Source organism: uncultured Subdoligranulum sp. (genome assembly GCF_937890665.1).
Genome location: NZ_CALADU010000317.1, coordinates 1 through 21,482 on the forward strand (window position 1 = coordinate 1; position 21,482 = coordinate 21,482).

Annotated in this window: 18 protein-coding genes; 13 read left to right on the forward strand and 5 right to left on the reverse strand. The window is 55.2% G+C overall.

Annotated features, from left to right (window positions below; translation table 11 throughout):
* The first annotated feature begins 176 nt into the window (after nt 1-176).
* From Q0526_RS18085 to Q0526_RS18100, 4 genes are all read left to right on the forward strand, one after another.
* Nucleotides 177-767: a hypothetical protein gene (locus tag Q0526_RS18085; RefSeq protein ID WP_298736755.1), complete on the forward strand. Its 591-nt coding sequence runs from the start codon at nt 177-179 to the stop codon at nt 765-767.
* A 308-nt stretch (nt 768-1,075) separates the two neighbouring features.
* Complete coding sequence (locus Q0526_RS18090) at nt 1,076-4,342, forward strand: LPXTG cell wall anchor domain-containing protein (protein WP_298736758.1); 3,267 nt, start codon at nt 1,076-1,078, stop codon at nt 4,340-4,342.
* A gap of 130 nt (nt 4,343-4,472) precedes the next feature.
* Nucleotides 4,473-4,937 carry a TspO/MBR family protein gene (locus tag Q0526_RS18095; RefSeq protein WP_298736760.1) on the forward strand — a complete coding sequence of 155 codons (465 nt, stop codon included), beginning with the start codon at nt 4,473-4,475 and terminating at the stop codon, nt 4,935-4,937.
* 95 nt (nt 4,938-5,032) lie between these two features.
* The gene (locus tag Q0526_RS18100) at nt 5,033-5,449 is read left to right on the forward strand and encodes a PaaI family thioesterase (protein ID WP_298736763.1); all 417 of its coding nucleotides are present in this window, start codon (nt 5,033-5,035) and stop codon (nt 5,447-5,449) included.
* 72 nt (nt 5,450-5,521) lie between these two features.
* On the opposite strand, the gene Q0526_RS18105 is transcribed toward Q0526_RS18100, so the two are convergent.
* The 4 genes from Q0526_RS18105 to Q0526_RS18120 all read right to left on the reverse strand — a co-directional run bounded on the left by Q0526_RS18105 (nt 5,522) and on the right by Q0526_RS18120 (nt 9,156).
* Nucleotides 5,522-6,136 (reverse strand): HDIG domain-containing metalloprotein, encoded by a 615-nt coding sequence (locus tag Q0526_RS18105; RefSeq protein ID WP_298736766.1) that lies wholly within the window; start codon nt 6,134-6,136, stop codon nt 5,522-5,524.
* Between the two features lie 24 nt (nt 6,137-6,160).
* The gene (locus Q0526_RS18110) at nt 6,161-7,432 is read right to left on the reverse strand and encodes a TRAP transporter large permease (RefSeq protein ID WP_298736769.1); all 1,272 of its coding nucleotides are present in this window, start codon (nt 7,430-7,432) and stop codon (nt 6,161-6,163) included.
* Between the two features lie 18 nt (nt 7,433-7,450).
* On the reverse strand, nt 7,451-7,960 hold the full coding sequence (locus Q0526_RS18115) for a TRAP transporter small permease subunit (protein ID WP_298736772.1): 510 nt from the start codon (nt 7,958-7,960) through the stop codon (nt 7,451-7,453).
* 134 nt (nt 7,961-8,094) lie between these two features.
* Complete coding sequence (locus tag Q0526_RS18120) at nt 8,095-9,156, reverse strand: DctP family TRAP transporter solute-binding subunit (RefSeq protein WP_298736774.1); 1,062 nt, start codon at nt 9,154-9,156, stop codon at nt 8,095-8,097.
* 503 nt (nt 9,157-9,659) lie between these two features.
* Here Q0526_RS18120 and Q0526_RS18125 point away from each other — a divergent pair.
* The 5 genes from Q0526_RS18125 (at nt 9,660) to Q0526_RS18145 (ending at nt 16,082) form a co-directional block, all read left to right on the forward strand.
* On the forward strand, nt 9,660-12,044 hold the full coding sequence (locus tag Q0526_RS18125; RefSeq protein WP_298736776.1) for a helix-turn-helix domain-containing protein: 2,385 nt from the start codon (nt 9,660-9,662) through the stop codon (nt 12,042-12,044).
* A gap of 247 nt (nt 12,045-12,291) precedes the next feature.
* A complete protein-coding gene (locus tag Q0526_RS18130; protein WP_298736778.1) occupies nt 12,292-13,110 on the forward strand; it encodes an SDR family oxidoreductase in 819 nt (272 codons plus the stop codon).
* A 49-nt stretch (nt 13,111-13,159) separates the two neighbouring features.
* Nucleotides 13,160-14,368 (forward strand): CaiB/BaiF CoA-transferase family protein, encoded by a 1,209-nt coding sequence (locus Q0526_RS18135; protein WP_298736780.1) that lies wholly within the window; start codon nt 13,160-13,162, stop codon nt 14,366-14,368.
* A gap of 23 nt (nt 14,369-14,391) precedes the next feature.
* Nucleotides 14,392-15,324, forward strand: coding sequence for a hydroxymethylglutaryl-CoA lyase (locus tag Q0526_RS18140; RefSeq protein WP_298736785.1), 933 nt, complete (start codon nt 14,392-14,394; stop codon nt 15,322-15,324).
* Nucleotides 15,325-15,338: 14 nt separating this feature from the next.
* Nucleotides 15,339-16,082, forward strand: coding sequence for an enoyl-CoA hydratase/isomerase family protein (locus tag Q0526_RS18145; protein ID WP_298736788.1), 744 nt, complete (start codon nt 15,339-15,341; stop codon nt 16,080-16,082).
* 181 nt (nt 16,083-16,263) lie between these two features.
* Here Q0526_RS18145 and Q0526_RS18150 read toward each other — a convergent pair whose 3' ends face one another.
* Nucleotides 16,264-16,614, reverse strand: coding sequence for a cupin domain-containing protein (locus Q0526_RS18150; protein ID WP_298736791.1), 351 nt, complete (start codon nt 16,612-16,614; stop codon nt 16,264-16,266).
* Between the two features lie 485 nt (nt 16,615-17,099).
* Here Q0526_RS18150 and Q0526_RS18155 point away from each other — a divergent pair, with 485 nt between their 5' ends.
* The 4 genes from Q0526_RS18155 to Q0526_RS18170 all read left to right on the forward strand — a co-directional run.
* Nucleotides 17,100-18,083, forward strand: a complete 984-nt coding sequence (locus Q0526_RS18155) for an isocitrate lyase/phosphoenolpyruvate mutase family protein (protein WP_298736794.1) — start codon at nt 17,100-17,102, stop codon at nt 18,081-18,083.
* Between the two features lie 35 nt (nt 18,084-18,118).
* Nucleotides 18,119-19,159 (forward strand): isocitrate lyase/PEP mutase family protein, encoded by a 1,041-nt coding sequence (locus tag Q0526_RS18160; protein WP_298736796.1) that lies wholly within the window; start codon nt 18,119-18,121, stop codon nt 19,157-19,159.
* A 67-nt stretch (nt 19,160-19,226) separates the two neighbouring features.
* Complete coding sequence (locus tag Q0526_RS18165) at nt 19,227-20,576, forward strand: ABC transporter substrate-binding protein (RefSeq protein ID WP_298736798.1); 1,350 nt, start codon at nt 19,227-19,229, stop codon at nt 20,574-20,576.
* A 169-nt stretch (nt 20,577-20,745) separates the two neighbouring features.
* Nucleotides 20,746-21,482, forward strand: a 737-nt coding sequence (locus Q0526_RS18170) for a branched-chain amino acid ABC transporter permease (RefSeq protein WP_298736801.1), incomplete at its 3' end; no start/stop codon positions are given.

Sequence of the window (21,482 nt, forward strand, 5' to 3'; positions counted from 1 at the left end):
TTTTTCACCACCACCATTCATTTTCGGGGTTGACTTTTAATAGTTAATCTTTCTGCGCCTTTTTTCTTTTGACAGATGCCTGAAAAAGGTTCTGTACAGTGGAAAGTCTGCAATCGGAAGACCGCAGTATCTGTTTTTGCAACAGAACCATACTTTTGTAGAAAGGAGGCAGGCTGATGAAGACCGATGCCGAGATTTTGCCCGGGTACCCCATTGAGGCGTATTTGGAAAGGGAAGACGGTGCCGACTGGAATGCAGATACCCGTACCAGCTACCGACGCGTTCTTTACGAATTACAGAAATACTTGGACGGGAAACCACCCGATGCCGGAGCGCTGTCTCGCTGGCAGCGGGATCTGCGAGAAAATGGATATCACCAACTCAGTATCAATATCCGCATATCGGTGGCAAACAACTACTTTCGATGGTGTGGCCGCTATGACTTGCTGATGCACCACGGCCCTGCAGATTCAATGCCGGCGCCGGAATTGACCCGAACGGAATACCTTCGTATGCTGCGCGCTGCCCGACGGCGCGGCTGGCATCAGATTTACCTGTTGGTCAAGCTGTTTGTCATCACGGGTTTGCCGCTGCAGTGTTTGGATCAAGTCACGCCGCAGGTGGTCGAAGCAGGCGGCGCGACGCTTTCCTGTCGCAGCAGCCGCTATATCCTTCGCCTGCCGAAATTTCTGCGTCAGGAATTGTTGGAGTATATCCAAGAAAAGCAGCTTGTCAGCGGTCCGGTCTTTGCAACGCGAAACGGCTGACCCATCAACCGCTCGAATCTCTGCCGAAAGATGCAGGAACGCTGCCGGGAAGCAGGCGTCCCCGAGGAGAAAGGGAACCCTCGCTGCCTTCGCAATCTCTGCCGTGCTACGCAGGACAATCTGTACGCAAACTTAGAGCAGCAGCTACTGCAAGTTTACGACATGTTGTTGCAAGCAGAACAGGAATCCACCGGTTGGGTGGCAGGTGCTTGAGGCCCTGAACGATTTTTGGAAGGAACGTCCGATTTCGGGCGAACCGATATACCCGCAGATACGCAGACACGCAAATTAAAGGAGGAATTTTCAAGATGCGAACAGGCAAAAACGGCATTCGCCGTATTGCCGCCCTGATTTGTGCCGCAGCACTGGCAGCCTCGCTGCTGCCAGTACAGGTACTGGCGGTGGACGAGGCACCAAACACAACGGTGGAAACACTTACACCGTCTTCAGAGGATAGCGGCTTTGGGGAGGGAGAAAAAGATTCTGGTACAGCTGATACACAGCAAGGCGATTCCCAGAATAAGACCCCTGAAGAGCAACAAACTGAGTCTGGAAATGAGGATCTGAACCAAGAAGAGAATAAGACGACTGAAGGGGGAGAAGAAGAGCTTCAGAAAGAAAATCAGAAGGACAATGAGACAACCGGGGCTAACCCGAGCGGCAGTGAAGATTCCCTTTCTGACGAGGTGACCGGTGCTGGCGAGGAGGTAGAACTGGACCTCACCACACTGGACAACAGTTTGGTCTCTACATTGACCGACGGTGATGTAGCCAAAATCGGCGATATATATTATGAAACGCTGGATGAGGCGGTTGAGGCGGCCCAAGAAGGCGAAACCATCGAGCTCTTGGCGGATGCGACCACAAACGGATTGAATATTCATAAAACGTTGACGATTCAAGCGGCGGATCAACTGAGCGAAAAGCCGACTATTACGTTTGAAAAATATGGCATTGCGATTGGTTATAATGATAAGGGTAAATCCATGGAACTAACCCTTCGGAATGTTAATGTCAATATGCAAGACATCGGTATGACGCCTGCTTACGGTGAATGGAACTGGCAAAGCATTTGTGCCAGCAGTGCTACGTTTACCCTTGACAACGTTACGATGGTGATGGATGGTGAAAATGCAGAAGGCGCGATTGGTTCCGATACAGGAAAGCCCAAAACGGTTCATGCCATTTATCTTACGAATAACTGCACACTGAACCTGCTTAATGGTACCAGTCTGACGATCCAAAACTATGATGAGGATGCCTTGGAATGGGATGGCGGCAACAGTACGTATAAAGTTAACATCATTGATTCTACCTACATTTCGGATGGCAACCGGTCTGGATTTACCGGGACTTTTTTGGCAGAAATTGACAATAGTACGGTCAAGGTCCTGAACAGCACTGGCAACGGATCCAACGGCACCTATTACACAATCAAAAACAACTCCAATGTTGAATTTGATAATAACGGTAGCTGGGGCATTTCTGCCTATAAAATTGATATGACGGGAAATTCCGTCCTTACCGCAACCGATAACGCATACAGTGGCGTATGGGTTCGTATTTTGAATGTTGATAGTACCTGTACACTGGATGTGGAACGCAACGGGTATAAGGGCGATTGGAGCCTAAGTAAAATTATTGGCTCAAATATCGATACCGGGGCTACGTCCAGCGCGGGCATTACCTTCTGGGGGAATACTACCGCAAGCTGCATTGAAAGTGGTGCAAAAGTAACCATCCAAGATAATGCCGGTTCCGGCATTGCCGGGCTGCAAGGCGTCAGCAATCTTACAATCGGTTCCGCTACTATTGTCAATAATGGTAAAAATTCCGAGAATTTAAGTGAAATGTATGGTGGTGGCATTTTCACAGTTGGAACCATCAAGTTGAGTGGTGATGTTGTAATCTATAACAATCATGCAACGACTGCTGGCGACGACATTTGTTTCATGCCGAACCAAGAGACAAGAACACTTGAGTTTGGACAGGTTGGAGAGGATTGGCTACTGGACGATTGCAAGGATCTGGATAATTGCGATGCAGAGGGAAAAATCAACGGGTGGTACGACGACTCCAAAGATGCTCGTTGGAATGCGCACGACGGTGACGGCGTGTTCCATGTTGTTGAGTTTACAGATTTCAATACGGACACCGGTATAGCAACCCTGACGGGGAATACGAACTGTACCAGTCTGAAAGCTGCTCACGATGCCGTTACGTTGGTTCGTCCGGCCGATATTACCATCTACATGGGTGGTGATGGCTACAAAGGCGTGGTAACAGATGAAGATGGCAATGTGTTGGAAGGTACCGATCAAACGAACTCTGGCCTGCCAGAACCCGGTTTTTACATCACCTTGCCGGATGATATCAACACCGCTTTGAAACAGGCAGGGATTGCAACGGACGGTGAGGGCGCTGATCTGTCAAAGTATTTGAAAATCTACACAACGTCGGATGACCGTAGCTGGAACTTACAGCCATATGGTAAAACTTATTCCGGCGCATATGACCGTTACATCTATCGCATCGTACCGGCAAAGGACGGACAGGATAAGGTCCGTCTGGAATTTACTGACGAGAACGGCAACCTCCATATCAGTGATACTTTCCAGCCAGATACGGAAGGTAGCCTTTTCCAACAGTACGATATGAATCTTTATGCCGGTGAAGTCAACCTGAATAATGTTCGAATCGACATTACCATTCCGGACGAAAATGATGAGGCTTCCACAATCTATACCTGTACCATGAAAAACGAATCCGGCAAATTAAAAATTCGTTATGTTACAGGTGATCAGGATTCTGTAGTCACACCGGTGGCAGACACGATCGAGAATGTGGAACAGGAAGACGGCAAGGCGTATGCTGTTGTTGAGTCGGATACCCGATACCTCATCAACGGCAGTGAAATCGATGTGACTGATGAAGCTGCTCCGTCCTTACTGTTCGACGACGTGGTAGACAGCAAGGATACTGGAGAAAATGAAGATTACGGTACGCAGCTCAAGAATCACGCACTGACGCAGATTGGTACGGAGCTGCAGGATCCCGACTATCAGGCAAAATATCTGGATTTGGTAGATGCCAATAACGGAAATGTCTGGCTGACCGCAGACAAACCGGTTACCGTTTACTGGCCGTATCCGGAAGGAACCGATGAAAACACCCAGTTTTATTTGGTTCACTTCAAAGGCATGAACCGTGAGATGGATAATGATGCTATCAGTGAGGCGATCGAGAAGGCTGAAGTGGAAACACTGGAAATCATCTCGACGGACGAACATGGCATCTCCTTCCAGACTGACAGTTTCTCGCCGTTTGTGCTGGTATGGGAACGCCCTGCCCATCACGACAACCCGGGAACGGGGACGGAACAGCCCCAACCGACGCAAACCCCGAAGCCTACGGTTGCACCGGCGCCCACGGCAACACCTGTTGCGGTGACTACGGGGACAATCCCTCAAACCGGTGATACCATGCCTGTGGGTTTGCTGGGAGGCGTGACGGTGTTGGCCGCCGCAGCCTTGGTGGCGCTGGTAGTGCTGCGTAAACGTAAGCATGACGACTAAGCCATAAAAAACCTACAACCCGGAACGTGCCGGAGCGCGAAAAACGCTCCGGCACGTTTGCTGTATGGCGGCACAAACATTGCCCCATGCTGCATACTGTGGGGCACAGGGAAACGAAAGGAGTGTCGCTATGAAGAAATGGGGATTTCTGGTTTTTCCCATTCTGGCGCTGGGGGTAGGGGCGTTGGCGGGCGTTCTGTCCCGTAAAGGGTTGGAAACCGTCTATCCGCTGCTGCAAAAATCCCCGTTGACGCCGCCGGGGGCGGTGTTCCCGGTGGTGTGGACGGTGCTGTACCTGCTTATGGGCATTGGCCTTGCGCTGGTGGTGGACAAAGGCGGGGCGAATGTGTCGCAGGCAGTCGTGTTGTGGGCGCTGCAGTTGGCGCTGAATTTTAGCTGGAGCTTGCTGTTCTTTGCCGGCGGGTACTACTTGGCGTCTTTGTTCTGTCTGGCGATCCTGTGGGTGGCAATCTTGGCGATGATCGCAGCCTTTGCGGTTGTCAGCCGCCCGGCGGCTTGGCTGCAAATTCCTTATCTGTTGTGGGTGACCTTTGCGGGGTATCTGAACTGGGCGGTATGGACTTTGAACCGATAACCCAAACGCCGCCTTGCCAAGGCTACGGGAATATGGTATACCAATAGGGACAAAGAACCCATCAGGAAGAACCCAAACGCCGGAAGGAGAACATTATGCCCCAGTCTTTGGCACCCGAGCAGATCCAAGCCCTGAAACAACAGTTGGAAAATAACCCTTTTGCCCGCATGGTAGGGATTGAGATGCAAGACCTTGCCCGGGATTATGCCAAACTGTCCATCCGGCTGCGGCCGGAGTTCCTCAATCCGTTGGGGGCAGTCCATGGCGGCTTGCTGTTCACCTTGGCGGACTGCTGCAGCGGTACAACGGCACGCACCGACGGACGGCGCTATGTGACGCAAAGCGGCGGACTGAACTACCTGCGCAATGTATCGGAAGGAACGGTGGTGGCGGAAAGCCGCGTCATTCGCCGGGGCCGGACGGTCTGTGTAATCGACGTTGAGGTGAAAAGCGTCGAGCAAAATCTGCTGCTGGCGGAAGGCATTTTTACCATGTATGCTTTGCACGGATGAAAAGATTACGGCAAAAGGGCCACAGCGCACAGCGCTGTGGCCCTTTTGCCGTTTTTGAGAAGGAGAAAATGATTAAAGATGGGGGATGTTGAGATCACACAGCCGCGCCAACGGGAACCAAGAGCCGTCGTCCGCGTAGTGGACGATCTCGCCGTAAGCGCTGCGCTTGATAAAGCGGCCTTCGGGGCTGTGGTACCCGGCCACGTTGAGGACCGGTGCGGGTAATCCGCAGACGCCGCAGATAAACACGCCGTAGGAGGGATGCCGCAGGTTGGGCATGCCGTACTCTTTGTCATCGGCTTGCCATTTGGGGCGCTCGGTACGGTTGTACTCATAGGGTTTGCCCACATCGTGCAGGGCAGCGCAGGCCATCAGGATGTCTTCATCCAACCCGAAGTCCCGCTCATAGGCTTTTTTCAGGTTGCGGTAGATACTCATGGAGGTATACATGACCACTTTGATATGCATGGACTGGTCGCCAATGGCCGAAGCCTCAGGCATGCCGGAACCGGGCATCTCCTCGATGGCGGTCCAGCCGTTCATCTGTAACGAGAGCGCCCAAGCATCGATGACTTTTTCCCGCAGTTCGGCGTCTTTCATTTCGGAAAGCATGGGCAGGGTCTTGCGAACATTTTCACGGATCTGGGGATTCAGCGCTTCGCGGTGAAATTCAAAAAAGGGTACCATACACAAACACTCCTTTGCAAAGGGTTAGGAGCCCATCAACAGATTGGGCAGGAAGGTGACAACCGGCGGGAACAAAGCAATGATGACCAACGCCACCAGACACATGACGATGAAGGGGATCATAGCCTTGCAGATCTTTTCGAAAGGCACCGGCGTCATGCGGCTCAACACGAAGAGGACCATGCCGACGGGAGGTGTCAGCATACCGATCATCAGGTTGAGGATCATGACGATGCCGAAATGGACGGGGTCGATGCCGTAGCTCATGGCGATGGGGACCAGAATCGGGGTGAGCAGCGTCAGCGCCGACAAGGACTCCATCAACATGCCGACTACCAGCAGGAACAGGTTGATGAGCAGCAGCGCGGTATACCGATCCGAAATGAAGGTGGAGAAGAGGTCGATCATCTGTTGGGGAAGCTGGGCAATGGTGATAATGTAGCCAAAACCATTGGCGCAGCCGACGATGAACAGGACCGACATGGTGGTCAGGATGGTGTCATCCAAGATCTTGGGCAGGTCTTTCAAGCTCAGATTGCGGGAAACCAGACTCAACACCAGTGCGTAGGCCACCGCTACGGCAGAGGCTTCGGTGGGGGTGCAGATGCCGGTCAGAATGCCGCCCAGAATGATGCAGGGGGTCAGCAGGGCGGGAATGGATTTGACAAAGGAACGTCCCAGTGCAGGCAGGCCTTCAAATTTGTGGCGGGGATAGTGCCGCTTTTTGCTCACAAAGTAGATGTAGACCATCATGCAAAAGGCCAGCACCAAACCGGGGAAGATGCCGCCGATGAGCAGTTTGCCCACCGATACCCCGGCCGCCACTGCATAGACAACGACGGGAATGCTGGGCGGGATGATGGGACCGATGATGGAGGAGGCGCCGGTGACGGCAACGCTGAATTCATCGTCATAACCGTCGTCACGCATGGCCTTGACTTCGATGGCGCCCAGACCGCCGGCATCCGCCACGGCGGCACCGGACATGCCGGCAAAAATCACCGAAGCCAGTACGTTGGCGTGGCCCAGACCACCGGGGATCCAGCCCACAGCTTTCTTACAAAAGCCGAAGATCTGATCGGTGACGCCGCCGTTGTTCATGATGTTGCCGGCCAGAATGAAGAAGGCCAGCGCCATCAGGGTAAAGGAGCTGGGGCCCGCAATGGTGCGGGTAAGTACCATGTTGATGCTTTCGCCGTAGGTCATGCAGTAAAAAACGGCGCTGCACATCATGCAAAAGGCCACCGGCATGCCCATAATCAAAAACAGGAAAAATAAACCAAACAATAGTGCCATAGCGAAACTCCTTTCCGGTCAGGATTCTTCCGATTCTGCAAGTTCGGGGTGCATCGCCTGCAAGACGGTGCGCACCGCATCCACCAGAATGTAGAAGATGGCCAGAATAAATCCGGCATAGATAAAGTAGTTGAAGACCGAGTAGTTCAGCCAGCGCAGGGTGGTCAGGTAGGCTTCCTTGCTCTTGATGTACTTGGGCATCGTCTCGCAGAATTTAAACAGGCAGAAGATCATCACGCCATCGCACAGCAGATCGCAGATCACCTGTCCGATCTTGGGCAGCTTATCGTGCAGCAGCAGCACACGGGTGTGGGCCTTGTAATGGCAGCAATAACCAATGCCGGCAAAGGCCAAGGCGCCCTGCATAACGGTGGTCAGTTCTTCGCTCCAGATCAGCGGGTTGTTGAGTACATACCGGCAGACGACCGCGGCAAACATGACCAGTGCCATGAACCCCAAAACAACGCAGAAAAAGAGGCTTTGTACTTTGGCAAGAATGGCCTCAAAACGTTCAAATTTTTTGATCATAGAAGGTCCTCTCTTGTAAGTTGGTATCCGGCCGCAACAGCCGGTGCAAAGAAAAGCGGGGCGCGCTACCCGCAGATGCTGCGCGCGGCGCGCCCCAGCATGAAAAGGTCAATCGGGGCAAACGGAGAGACAGCTTATTCGGCCAGCGCTTTGATGGCGTCGGCAACGCCCTCGCCCCAAGTGCTCTCATACTCGGGATAGATGGCGGCGCAAGCATCTTTGAAGCCTTCCACGTCGGGCTCCACGATTTCCAGATACTCACCCAGCGCGTCGATCTGCTCCTGCTCCTGATCGAAGGCCACAGCATTGTGTTCCTCGGCGGCTTCCGAAGCTGCGCGGCGGATGGCTTCCATCTGAGAGTCGCTCAGGTTGGCTTCGCTGGCTACGCTCATATAGAAGGTCAGCATCTGATACTGATGTGCGGTCAGGTTGAGGTATTTCTGGACCTCGTAGAACTTCATGCTCAGGATCGAGGCGGCGGGGTTCTCCTGACCGTCGGCCACGCCCTGCTGCAAAGCCAGATAGGTTTCGTTGTAGGCAACGGGGGTGGGGGTGGCGCCCATCGCTTCAAAGAACGCGGTGGGCATGGGGTCGCTGGCTACACGCATCTTCAGACCCTTCAGGTCGGCGATGGTGTTCAGCGGGGTTTCGGTGGTCATATGGCGGGCGCCGTAGTAGATGGCGGCCAGCGTATCAATGCCGCAGGCTTCCTTCAGGCCCTCGTTCAGCTGCTGGTATACTTCGCAGTCCTCGCTGTAAAATTTCATCAGGTGGTCGGTGTTTTCAAACACATACCAAGCGTCCACCACGGTGATGGGCTCGTACTGGGAAGCAAACTGGGCAGAAGCATTCAAATACAGATCCAAGTCACCGCTCTGTACAGCGGCATTCATCTCGGCTGCGGTGCCGAAGGTGCTGTTGGGGTAGATTTCAATGGTGACCGAGCCATTGGAATATTCATTGACCAATTCGGCGAAACGTTCGGCAGTCAGGTTGGCCTGATGGTCGGTGGGCTGGGTATGGCCCAAACGCAGGGTGATGGCATCCTCGGTGGCGGTGGTGGTGCTTTCGGCGGTGGCAGTGGTGCTCTCACTCTCCGAAGCAGTGCTGGAAGCGGTGCTGCTGGACGTGCTGCCGCAGGCGGCCAACATACTGGCGGCCAGAACAGCGCTCATAATCTTCCAAACTCGTTTCATGCGATGATTCCTCCTTGCTTATGGCAAAAATTCATAGTTTGCTAGAATTTGTTAGAAAGCGCTTTTCTATTCTGGAGACGCGGTACAAAGGTCGTTTCTCCCGGGGAAAACCCCTGTGCCGTCTCGCGTTCGACAACTCCATTGTTCGGCAAACGAGGGGGAAAATCAATGGACAAAAGCCGAGATGGTGAACGAAAGACGACAAAAAAGAGGTTTTGTTATCCGCGAAAATCACATTTTTTGAAACGGGCAAACAGAACCGCCAAACCGGAGGGGCAAAATTTGGGCAAAATGGAGAAGAAAAGCGGGAATGTGTTGAAATAACATTCCAGCGATGTTTTTGACGAAGCTGCGCGGTTGACAAAAAAATGTTCTAACGATATGCTGAAAAAGCAAGAAGAAATACACCGCGCGGCTTCTTGTTTGCCAACGTAAGCAAAAACCGTACTGGAGAAGATGCACTTTGGCAGCAGATTTCGTGATAGGAACGAAAAAGGTGAATCATGAAACAGGAACACTACATTCATCCATCCTTTGTGTTTCATTATCTGGCCAAAACGCATCGCTTTTGGATCTACGTGGCTCTTTTGCTTTTGTCACCGCTTTTGGTTGGCAAAGCACTGTCGGATGTGGCACAAAAACAGACCTGCCAAAATGAGGCGGATATCTTGCTGGAGGCGGCCAATTATCAAGCGGCTTTTGTGAAGGATACGCTGGACTCTATTGCGCTGATCATGAATGAGAATACCTCCAACGTCCACTATATCGATGTGGGGCTTACGGCGCAGGCGGATGATCCCATCGAAGCGGCACTGGCTTGTTCGGAGCTGAAAAAGTATACCGAAATGCACGTCGATATCAACAGTGCCTATCTGGTGTGCAACCTGAACCATACCATCTACAATTCGCTGGACAGTATGGGGTATGCGGACGATGCGTTTTATGATCTGAGCTGGCGGCAGCAGTACGATTCCGGGCTGGGCGGCATGCAGCTTTTGGATACGGTGCGCACCGTACATACTCCCTACCGGCAGGAGGACCGGTATATCTCGATGGTCAGCCGGGTGCCCTACTTTTCTACCCTGCAAAACAAATGCCTTGTGTACAATATCAGCATCGAAGATTTGGGGGACCGTCTGGTGGCGCGGGCTGCTACCGGCGAATCGGCGAGCGGCCATTTGTGGATCTACAATAACGAAGGAAAGCTGCTGTGGGACCAAAGCGGCAAGAGCGCACCGGAGAGTTATACAGAGCTCCCGCTGGAAGCGGCATTTCTCAGTGGGGAACAATCGTGGACAAAAGTTACCTTGGATTCCGTTCCCTATCTGATGGCGCAGGTGCAGGAAAGCAGTTACGGCTGGCGCTTTGTGCAGGTGCTGCCGTACAGTGCGGTGCAAAGTGCCATCGACGCACAGAACAGGAATATCTGGATCGGCATCGCGATCCTTCTTCTGGTCAGCGAAGGCTGCTATGTACTGGGGGCGTACCAGCGTCAGCGCCGCGAATTGGAGGCGGCGTTGGAATTGCAGCGTTGTACGCAGACCTTCCCCGACCCGCAGGAGAGCTGTGTGGACTATCTGCAGCGCGTTGGCGTGGATGCGCTGCAAGAGGTGGATACACAAGCCAAGGTGCTGAAGAGTTTTTCCGACGTGATTCGGGAGCATGTGGTCCTTTCCCTCATCAAAGGGGAGGCGCTGCGCAAAGAAAATGCGCAGGTACGCAAAACGGTGATGGAGCAGATGGGGCTGCTGCGGGAAGAACCCCAGAAATATCTGGTGTTTTTGGCGCGGATCGAGGCCATCAGTGCCATGAAACTCAACCTGCATCAGGACATTTACAGCCAATTCCAGCGTATGCTGCAATATGGCTGCAACGAACGCCTGTTGGAAGACTATCACGCTTGCTATGCTTGGGCAGACCATTCGCTGTTGGCGGCCATCGTCTGTATGCCGGCAACGATGCACCGCAAACAGATCCAACAGGGGCTTGACCAGATGGGGCAGGCCATGCAAAAGCAGCTTACCCTGTTGAGCGAACAACAGGTGGTCATTGCCTTTGGGGATGTGATGGAGGACCCGTGGAGTTTGGTGGAAAGCTACGAACACGCCAAACAGTTGATCCAGCATAAGATCTACTACCATAAGGACGTACCCTACACCTATTCCGAAAAGATGGAAGCAGATCTCCAGATGAGTTACGACAACCAGAAAAAGCTGGTGGATCAGATCAAACTGGGCAAGATCAAGGAAGCCTCGGAACTGTTGGAAAGCTATTTCTCCATCCTGCACAACAACCCCTACACCGAGATCGAGCAGGTGCGCAAGATGGGGACGAAACTGGCGGATGTGATCAGCAATGCCATCGCCGGCCGCGAAAAGCATCTGGAGGATCGGTTTGCCGATGTGAAAAAGCTGCAAGCTCGTTTGGAGCAGATGGAGTCGGTCCATGAGGTGGCGGATTGTCTGGTTGCCTATGCCCAAGCCGCAGCGGGCATGATGCAGGAACAACTGCAAAGCAAGAAGGATATGCGGGTGCAGGAGGTATTGGAGTGGATCCGCAACCACTACAATCAGGACATCTCGCTGGACGATGTGGCGGAGCAAATGGGGCTTAGTGCCACCTATGCCAGCAAGCAAATCAAGGCATACACCGGGACCAATGTGGTCAACTATATCAACAATCTGCGCATTGAACATGCCAAGGAACTGCTGGCCGGAACCAAGATGAGCAGCAATGAGATCGGCGCGTATGTCGGGTTCCGTTACTCCCAAAGTTTTATTCGGACCTTCCGCAAGGTGGTGGGCATGACGCCGGGCAACTACCGCAGCCTGCACCAAAAGGGAAAAGTCAACAGCGAAGAAATCGACAAAAAAGACGACGAAACGTAAGGAAGTATGTAAAATACCTGGGCGCAGCCCGCCGGTTTCCCTTTATCCCAAAGGGGACCGGCGGGCTGCATTTTTTTGCGGCAGGGGAAAAAGAACGGTTTTTGTGACAGAGAGCGGAAAATGTTCATGCGGAACTGTGGGACGAAGTTCACAAATCCCGAAATTGCGGCTGTACAGCCACGGGCGGTCTTGGCACAATAGGGGCAGAAAGCATCTCCCCCAGCAACGCAGGGAAAGGAAGGTAACCATGAACTATACGTTGAATTCATTGTTTGGCGTGCAAGGCGATGTGATCGTCGTCTGCGGCGGGACCCGCGGGATTGGCCGCGAAATTGCCAACGCACTGGCAGATCTGGGCGCTCGGCTGGCGATTGTGGCCACCCGGCAGGAGGCCTGTGAACAGGCAGCCGAGGAGTTGAAAGCCCGCGGCGCGGCAGATGCCATCGGCTGTGCGGCAGACGTGACGGATTTTGCCGCGGTACAGGGGGCGTTTGCCCGTATCTATGAAAAGTACCAACGCATTGACGGTCTGGTGAACTGTGCGGGAATCAACCATGTGGCGCCGCTGTTGGAAATCGATATGGAGAACTTCAACCATGTGGTGGATGTGAACTTTACCGGAATTGTGCATTGCTGCAAGGCGGCCGGACAATATATGCTGCCGGCCCACAAAGGGCGGATCGTCAACGTCAGCTCCCTCAGCGCGCTGCAGGGTAAGGCGAAGTACACGGCCTACTCCGCCAGTAAGGCGGCCATCAACGGGTTTACCCGCGCCCTGTCCACCGAGTGGTGCGCGCAGGGGGTCAATGTCAATGTGTTGTCCCCGGGGCTGGTGGTCACCGACATCAACCGTGCCACCATCATGGCCAACCCGGACGGCTACCGCCGCCGGATCGAAGCCATCCCCCGCGGGGTGCCCGGTCGTTTGGAATGGCTGGTCAGCCCGGTGGTCATGCTGCTCAGTCCGGGCAGCGCCCACCTGACCGGTCAGGTCATCTGCGTGGACGGCGGTATCTCGACCGGAGATACCTTTGTCATGGACCGCAAACCGCAGGACCCGGCCTGATTGGCCGTCAACCGATGCCGATAGCCTATCACAGAAAGGAAAATACACCATGAGAACCGGACCGCTTACTTCCCTAAAAGTGATCGAACTGTGCAACGTCGTAGCCGGGCCCTTTGCCGGGTCACTGCTGGCCGACTGGGGCGCCGACGTGATCAAGATTGAGATGCCGGGCAAGGGGGACCCCTTCCGCGCCTTTTTGCCCTACGATGAAAAGACCCATGAGGTGAGCCTGCGTTGGATCACCATGGGGCGCAACAAGCGCTGTGTCACGCTGGATCTGCACGGCAAAAAGGGGCAGAAGCTGCTGCTGGATCTGGTGCGGGATGCGGATTTGGTGATCGAGAACTTCCGCCCCGGCACGTTGGAAAAATGGGGCATCGGCTATGATGCCATGAAAGCCGTCAACCCGAAGATCGTCTTGGTGCGCATTTCCGGTTACGGGCAAACCGGCCCCTATCACAGCAAGGCGGGGCTGGGCACGCCGGTCACGGCCTATTCCGGCTTTACCGGGTTCCATGGCTATCCCGACCGGGCGCCCATCAGCCCCGGCGTGCCGCTGGCGGATTTGATGGCCGGCATGTATGCCGTGATGGGCGGCCTGAGCGCCGTGATGAATGTGGTAAAGAACGGTGGGGAAGGCCAAGTGGTGGATGTCTCGCTGTATGAGCCGCTGCTGCGCACCATGGAAGATAAGATCACCAACTACTCGGTAAACAAAAAAGTGCCGAAAATCGAACCGCTGTACACCGGCGCAGCCAGTCCCGCCAACTACTACCGCGGCAGCGACGGTCGTTGGTTCGTGCTGGCTTGCAGCACCCAGAACACCTGGTCTCGTCTGCCCGAAGCCATGGGCCAACCGGAGCTGCTCACCGACCCGCGGTTTATCACCAACACCGACCGGGTGGCCCACCATGAGGAACTGGATAAGATCATCGACGACTGGAGCAGCCACTATGCCCCGGCCCGGGAGGTATGCAAGTATCTGGATGGTTTCGACATCCCGGCGACCCCCATCAACTACATCGACGACATCTTTGAAGATGAGCAGATGAACTACCGCGAGAGCCTGAAGCATGTGCAGCATCCCGTGTTAGGGGATGTGGTGGTCCCCGGGATCTTCCCGGTGTACTCCGGCACGCCCTGTACCATCGACCATCTGGGTCCCGAGATGGGTAGCGCCAACCAAGAAGTCTATAGGGAAGAGCTGCATCTTTCGGCGCAAGAACTGGAACAACTGCGGGAAGAACATGTCATCTAAATTCACCGAAAAGGAGGCCCAAGATGCTGCAACTGCCTAAGCGCATCACCATCAAGGAAGTGGGGCCCCGGGATGGGCTCCAGATCGAAAAACAGCCGATCCCCACCGAAACCAAGGTGGAAATCATCAACCGACTGTCCCGCTGCGGGTTTGAGGACATTCAGACCACCGCCTTTGTCCACCCCAAGGCGGTGCCCAATATGGCCGATGCAGAGGCGGTGTTGGCGGGTATCGAACGCCGCCCCGGTGTGGTATACAGTGCGCTGATCCCCAACTACCGGGGCTTTCAGCGGGCGGTGCAAGCGGGGGCCAAGCGGGTGGAACTAACGCTGTCTGCTACCGATTCCCATAACATCAACAACATGAATATGACCACCGAAGAATCCCTTGCCATGATTGAAAAGTGCCTGTCGGATGGTGCCGACATGGAGCTGATCGTGGGACTGGCGGTGACGTTCGGCTGTCCCTTTGAGGGCGTGCCGCCCTTCTCCCGGTTGAAATACGTGCTGGATCGGCTGTCCGGCATGGGAGTCCGCGCGGTGGGACTGGGAGATACCTCCGGCGTAGCCAATCCCCGGCAGGTCTATGATACGGCCAGCCGGTTGCTGGATGCCTACCCCGATATGCGCTTCTTCTTCCATCCTCACAACACCCATGGCAACGCCATGGCCAATGTGTTTGCGGCGATGCAGGCGGGCATTACCCACTTCGACGCCTCGGTGGCGGGACTGGGCGGCTGCCCCTATGCACCGGGCGCTTCCGGCAACATTGCCACCGAAGATTTGGTGGATACCATGGAAGAGATGGGGATTGAAACCGGCATCGACATCGAAGCGCTGCTGGATACCGCGCGCTTTGTGCGGCAAGCCTTGGGGCACAGTGACAGTGCTACCCTGCGGGCGGGGCGAATTTCCGACCTGTCCCCCTGCGGTCCCAAACGTCAGTGCAACCAGTGAAAGGGGAGAGGCAGATGCAAGGAAAGCAGCAGGTGTTTTCCCATGTGGAAAAGGGCGTCATGACCATCAAAGTGGATAACCCTGAAACCAAGAACGGTCTGGACTGGGCCGGTTTGGAACAGTTGGCGGCCTGCTACGAAGAGCTGAACCGCAACGACGCCGTGCGGGTGGGCATCCTCACGGGAAATGAGCAGTATTTCTTCACGGGCGGCCGGGTGGAACCCAAAAACCCCGGGGAAAATGACCTGTACACCGATGCGTTGGCCCATTATCTGAAAGCGGCTGGCGCGGTTCGCAAGCCGATGATCGCGGCGGTGAACGGGGATTGTATGAAAGCCGGTATGGGTACGCTGGCGCTGTGCGATCTGGCGGTGGCCCGGGAGGGCGTAAAGTTCAGCTTTCCCGAGGTTCGGATGGGCGGGGTGCCCATGATGGTGCTGGTAGACATTGTGGACGCCATGCCTCGCAAGCGGGCGTTGGAAGCGCTGCTGACCAGCTGGGAGTTTTCGGCGCAGGAGGCGTTGCAGATGGGACTGGTGAACCGTGTGGTTCCGGCGGAAGCTTTTTGGCCCACGGTGCAGCAGTTTACTGAGCAGTTGCTGAACACCCCGTCTTGGCTGATCGAGCTGACCCGGCAATCCTACGAGGAGATGAAGGCACTGCCGACCCGGGAGCAGCGGGTGGCCTACGCGGACCGCATGCTTCGGGGCGAAATTTTGACCCGCATGGCCCAGCATGAAACGACCTACAATGTGTAAACCTTGCCGACGGAAAGCCGGCCGGCAGGGTGGAAAAGGCAAAAGAAAAAGGTCCCAGCGGCAGGAGTTGTCCTGCCGCTGGGACCTTTTGTGCTGTGCGAGGTGCAAAAAAGCCATCCGGCGCAGCACGAAGCGCGTGCTGCACCGGATGGAACACGTGGGAGAAGAAATGAGAAAGAAATTATTCGTACAGAATGAGCGCGATCATTTCCACCGGCTCGTCACCCAAGCAGCGCAGGCCGTGGCCTTCGCCGGGGGCGCAGTAGGCCACGTCGCCGGGGCCGATCTCGCAGGTGGTGCCGTTGTCGTTGTACAGACCGTGGCCGCTCAAAATGTAATAGGTTTCGCTGTCGCCGTTGTGGACATGGTAGCCGATTTCGGAACCGGGATAAACGGTGGTGTGGCCGAACACGCGGCCCTTCTGGCTCATCTCCTCGGGACCGTTGAGCAGGCTGCGGACGGTAATTTCACCCACGCCGTTAAAAGGCGCAGGCTTACGAACGGTTTCTTTTTCTTCGCTGCGGCGGATCATGCTTACATACCTTCTTTCTGGATGCAACGGGTTGCAATCGATTTCGCATAGGATGGCTTTATCATACTCGATTTCACAACAAATGACAAGTGTCAAACCGCACAAAAAGAGGGAAAGAAAGCTGGACAAAACAGACAAAAGAAAAGATTCATAAAAAACATGCGGTAAAAACGAGATAATTGCGCAAAACATGCAAGGAGTTTGCCTTGTAAATCGGGAAACAGGGGATTGCTGAGCGGAAAAGAGAAAAGCTGAAACGAGAAGAAACTGCTGTTGCAACTTGTTGCAGCCAAAGCATTGCCAATTTGCCTAATTTTGCAGGGAATAATTAATAGAAAATGGAGAAACCGCTTACAAAATGGTGAAAATCGGTTGACAATCTAGGCTGCATGCGGTATCTTGTAATAGCAATCGATTGCGAGACTTCATCCCGCCGATGTCGAGTGCCGAGTGAAGAGTTGAGTGAAAGAAAGGATCGAACTTGTATGTCTAGCAAAAAAACACTGCGTCAGATTTTGGACGAATCCCATGAATGCTTTCTGGTTCCTTGTGTATATGATTGCGCGTCCAACCACGCGGTGGAAATGTGCGGCTTCCCGGTGAGCTTGCTCTCCGGCGGTGAAGTCTCTATTTCCGTAAACGGTGTCATCGACTACGGCTTTACCAACCTGACGGATCTGGAGTGGGTGGTCAGCCGTGTGGCTTCCACCAGCTCCATCCCGCTGATTGCGGATATCGAAGATGGCTTCGGTGGTCCTTTGGCAGTCTACCGTGCCGCCAAGCGGCTGGCCGCTGCCGGCGCCGCCGCCATCCAGTTGGAAGACTCCGCCGATATGGAAGAGTCCACCACCATCCTGCCCCGTGACAAGTACATGGCGAAAGTTCGCGCCGCGTTGGAAGCTTTGGAAGGCACCGACTGCCTGCTGATCGCCCGCAGCAACGCCGACCCCAGCGACCCTGCGCAGATGAAGGAAGGCTGCGAGCGCTTGCAGGAGGCCATTGATCTGGGCAAGGAACGGGGCATGTACGTGCTGGCCATGATGGTTCTGGTCGGCAACATCGAGCAGGCTACCGAGATGGCTAAGATCGTCACCGGTCCCAAGATCTTCGCCGACGTTCGTGCTTACAAAGGGGAGGATGGCCACTACCATCCCGCTGTCACCATGGAAGAGCTCACCCCGCTGGGCTTCAAGATGTGCAGCAGCCACTACACCATGAAGGCCGCCATGGAGGGCATGCTGGAGCATGGCCTGCAGAACTTTAAGAACCAGAGCGTGGCCTACTCTTTTGAAACGGCCCCGGCTTCCGGCATTGAGAGCTTCTCCTGCTCCGGCATGTTTGACCCGCAGGCCTACCTGAAACTGGAAAACAAATTCACCGGCGGCGACAAGGAATATACCATCGTCGGCCATCAGGTGGAGGATTACCCGCAAGGCTTTGTCCGTCCCGACATCAGCGAGCGCCTGTAACGCTTCGCACCATTCACCATAAGGAGGAACCGCCAATGAGCTTGCCTTACATTCTTACGCCGGAAGCCAAGGTCCCCGCAGCCCAGCAGCTGCGCGACATGGTGGCAGACGGCAAAGTCCGCATCGTTCCCGAACTGGCCGACTGCATGGGTGCGAAAGCCGCCGAGATGAACGGCTTTGAAGTCATTATGGTGTCCAGCGGCGACTTGGCTTGTGCCACCACCGGCATCCCCGACCTGCAGCTGCTCTCCATCGATGATTTCGTCCGGGTGACTGAGCAGATCACCCGCATGACCCCGATGCCGCTGATTGTAGACGCCGATGACGGTTTCGGTCTGGGCCGTGCCCTCAACGCCCAGTACGGCTGCATGCGGATCATGCAGGCCGGTGCCGCCGGTGTATTGGTCACCGACACGTCGGAACTGGCCCGCAAAGGCCAACTGAGCATTCAGGATGCCTGCCTGCGGTTCCGCGCCGCCCGCGCCGGTCTGGATGCCAATGGTCAGCACGGTTTCCTGATCGCCCGCTGCGACAGCGACCTGATCAACGACTTTGAGGACACGGTGGCCCGCTGCACCGCCTACATCGACGCCGGCGCCGATATGCTGTGCATCCTGTGGATGCACAAGATCCCCGACCGGATGAAGAAGATCGAGGCGATGCGCAATCTGCGGGATGCCCTGAACGCCAAGGGCGGCAAATATAAGGACTTCCCCATGTGGTACCCCGACCTGTGCGGCAAGACCCACGACCCCGAGGAAGTTTCGATGCAGGATCTGATCGATCTGGGCTGCTACAAGCTGGTGGGTGTCCACTTTAGCTGCCATGCGGCGATGCTGGCCATGCTGGATGTGGGCCGCCACGTGATGATGGAGCAGACCAACGATTACGTGGACTACCACTTTGACGACACCGGATACAAGACCTTTACCACCATGAGCATGTTCGGCTTGACCGATGGCAGCTGGGTGGAGGCGGAAAATGCGTTTGTGCGGGAACCGCAGGATTCGGTTGCGCAGCGCAACGCCGACTACTTTGTTCGTGCCGAGGACGTGCACGACCCGGACAAGGTATAATTTTGGGATTGCAGCCGGCACCCTGCCGGCTTAGGAAAACGCATCCAACAAAAGGAGGAAAACAAGCATGAAAAAATTGATCGCGCTGGCCATGGCCGCTGCCATGACCGCCAGTCTGGCGGGTTGTGCCTCGTCCGACGTAAGCGGTGCCAACACCAGCAGCTCGGGGGCTTCTTCTGCTACGGAAGAGTCTTCGACCACCACGACCTCTTCTGATGGGGAAACCATCAAGATCGGCGTTCTGACGGACCGTTCTTCCGCTGCGGCGGCCACGGTATCCTGGGCCGAAGCCGGTGCTATCCTCGCCTTGGAGGAAGCCAATGAGGAAGGCGGCCTGAACGGCGTGCCTTTCGAACTGGTCTACCGCGACACCGCTTCGGACTCCGCCAACGTGGCCCAGAAGGCTACCGAGCTGGTCAACGAAGGCTGCATTGCCATTCTGGGACCCAAGTCGGACGGCGAAGCGCCTACCGGTGCGACCTGGGCCGAAGAGAACAAGTTCCCCATGGTTACCCCCTGCACCATGAATACCCGCGTTACCATTGAGAACGCCTCCAAGTACATGTTCTCCTGCGGCTTCGTTGCCTGGCCCATCGCCAAGATGAACGCCAAGTATGCGGCCGATCAGGGCTACACCAGCGCCTTCTTCATCGGCAACGATGGCGGCGCCTCCGGCGACAGCCGTGACTTCTTCTACTATGAGCTGGGCGACGGTTTCGAAAACCTCGGCTCCAATCAGGTTTCCAGCAACTCTACCGAGTTCTCCACCATCATCTCCTCGGTGGTTGGTAAGGACCCCGACGTCATCATCGGCGCCGTAGCTGGTCCCAACTTCGTCTCTCTGGTCAACCAAGGCCAGCAGTTCGGTCTGTGGGATATCTGCGACTACCTCGGCTGGTACACCTGCGACTCCACCAACACCCAGTCTTTGGCCGAAGCGGGCAACTACCCCTACGGCAAGGTCCACGGTGTAGACCTGTGGCCCTTCTGGATGGATGAGATCGAAGGCAACGCTGAATTTGTACAGCGGTATTCTGAAATCGGTCAGGAATACTTTGGTCAGGAAATCCTGCCCTCCGACATGGGCTACACCTGGTACGTCGGCATCAAGGCCATCGTGGAAGCGGCCCGCACCACTCCCGATGATCTGAGCCCCGAAGCGATGACCAACGCCCTGTCCACCGTCCACTTCAGCACCCTGTACGGCGGTGACTTGTACTTCCGTGATTTCGACCACGTGATGGCCCATGCTTACTACTACGTTACCGCCGTGGAAGACACCTCCGGCAAGTGGAGCATCCCCATCGGTGATGTCTACGCCGTCTACGAAGGCGACGAGATGCTGCCCACCAAGGAAGAGATGGAGCAGTACGCAACCGAAAACAACTACGTCTTTACCGATTTGAGTACCCAGTAACTCCTAACCGTTTCCGTACCCGACAAAACGGTCTGCGGCAGGCAGCATCCTCTGCCTGCCGCATTTTATGTTTGAACCGCCGGAATCCCCGGCGGCCCGGGCCCCGAATCTTGTATCCCTGTTCCGTTTTGCGGTACAGACCCACCTTATTGACAGAGGAAAACAGACTATGACAGTATCATTCTTTTTCCAAACGCTCATCACCGGTATCAGCAACGGCATGGTTGCCTACCTGATGGTGGCAGGCGTTTCGCTGATCATCAGCGGTATGAACATGGTCAACTTCGGTCAGGGCGCCTTCTATGTATTGGGCACCTACCTGACCTACACCATCGCCGCCAAATTTGGTTTTATTCCGGCGCTCATCATCGTGCCGCTCATCGTGGCAGGCATCGGCTACTTTGTAGAAAAAGCCACCCGCCCCTTGTTCGGCAAAAACATGCTGTACATCATGCTGCTGACCTACGGTGTCGCCTATATGATCTGCGACATCATGGTTATGATCTGGGGTTACAGCATCCGTCTGTTGGCCCTGCCGAAGTTCCTGCAGGGCGGCGTGCAGCTGTTCGGCATCAACTTCCCCGTATACTACCTGTTTGAAATCGGTGTGGCTGCGGCCATTGCTTTCGCCTTCTGGTATATGATCAACCGCACCAAGCTGGGCATGCTGACCCGTGCCATCATCAGCGACCGCCCCATGGTCGCCAACTTGGGTGTCAACGTCAACCAGATGTTCAGCATCCTGTTTATGATTGGTATCGGCATTGCCGGTCTGGGCGGCGTCCTCAATGCACCTATCACCGGTCAAAGCCCTAAGGAAGGTTTGTCGGTCTTCGGCAACGTTATGCCCATTCTGGTCATCGGCGGCCTGCGCAACATGGACGGCTGCCTGCCCGCCGCGCTGCT

Bases quoted from the DNA above. Each gene is read 5' to 3' on its own strand.
- Q0526_RS18085 (WP_298736755.1), top strand. From the start codon at position 177: ATGAAGACCGATGCCGAGATTTTGCCCGGGTACCCCATTGAGGCGTAT.
- Q0526_RS18090 (WP_298736758.1), top strand. From the start codon at position 1,076: ATGCGAACAGGCAAAAACGGCATTCGCCGTATTGCCGCCCTGATTTGT.
- Q0526_RS18095 (WP_298736760.1), top strand. From the start codon at position 4,473: ATGAAGAAATGGGGATTTCTGGTTTTTCCCATTCTGGCGCTGGGGGTA.
- Q0526_RS18100 (WP_298736763.1), top strand. From the start codon at position 5,033: ATGCCCCAGTCTTTGGCACCCGAGCAGATCCAAGCCCTGAAACAACAG.
- Q0526_RS18105 (WP_298736766.1), bottom strand. From the start codon at position 6,136: ATGGTACCCTTTTTTGAATTTCACCGCGAAGCGCTGAATCCCCAGATC.
- Q0526_RS18110 (WP_298736769.1), bottom strand. From the start codon at position 7,432: ATGGCACTATTGTTTGGTTTATTTTTCCTGTTTTTGATTATGGGCATG.
- Q0526_RS18115 (WP_298736772.1), bottom strand. From the start codon at position 7,960: ATGATCAAAAAATTTGAACGTTTTGAGGCCATTCTTGCCAAAGTACAA.
- Q0526_RS18120 (WP_298736774.1), bottom strand. From the start codon at position 9,156: ATGAAACGAGTTTGGAAGATTATGAGCGCTGTTCTGGCCGCCAGTATG.
- Q0526_RS18125 (WP_298736776.1), top strand. From the start codon at position 9,660: ATGAAACAGGAACACTACATTCATCCATCCTTTGTGTTTCATTATCTG.
- Q0526_RS18130 (WP_298736778.1), top strand. From the start codon at position 12,292: ATGAACTATACGTTGAATTCATTGTTTGGCGTGCAAGGCGATGTGATC.
- Q0526_RS18135 (WP_298736780.1), top strand. From the start codon at position 13,160: ATGAGAACCGGACCGCTTACTTCCCTAAAAGTGATCGAACTGTGCAAC.
- Q0526_RS18140 (WP_298736785.1), top strand. From the start codon at position 14,392: ATGCTGCAACTGCCTAAGCGCATCACCATCAAGGAAGTGGGGCCCCGG.
- Q0526_RS18145 (WP_298736788.1), top strand. From the start codon at position 15,339: ATGCAAGGAAAGCAGCAGGTGTTTTCCCATGTGGAAAAGGGCGTCATG.
- Q0526_RS18150 (WP_298736791.1), bottom strand. From the start codon at position 16,614: ATGATCCGCCGCAGCGAAGAAAAAGAAACCGTTCGTAAGCCTGCGCCT.
- Q0526_RS18155 (WP_298736794.1), top strand. From the start codon at position 17,100: ATGTCTAGCAAAAAAACACTGCGTCAGATTTTGGACGAATCCCATGAA.
- Q0526_RS18160 (WP_298736796.1), top strand. From the start codon at position 18,119: ATGAGCTTGCCTTACATTCTTACGCCGGAAGCCAAGGTCCCCGCAGCC.
- Q0526_RS18165 (WP_298736798.1), top strand. From the start codon at position 19,227: ATGAAAAAATTGATCGCGCTGGCCATGGCCGCTGCCATGACCGCCAGT.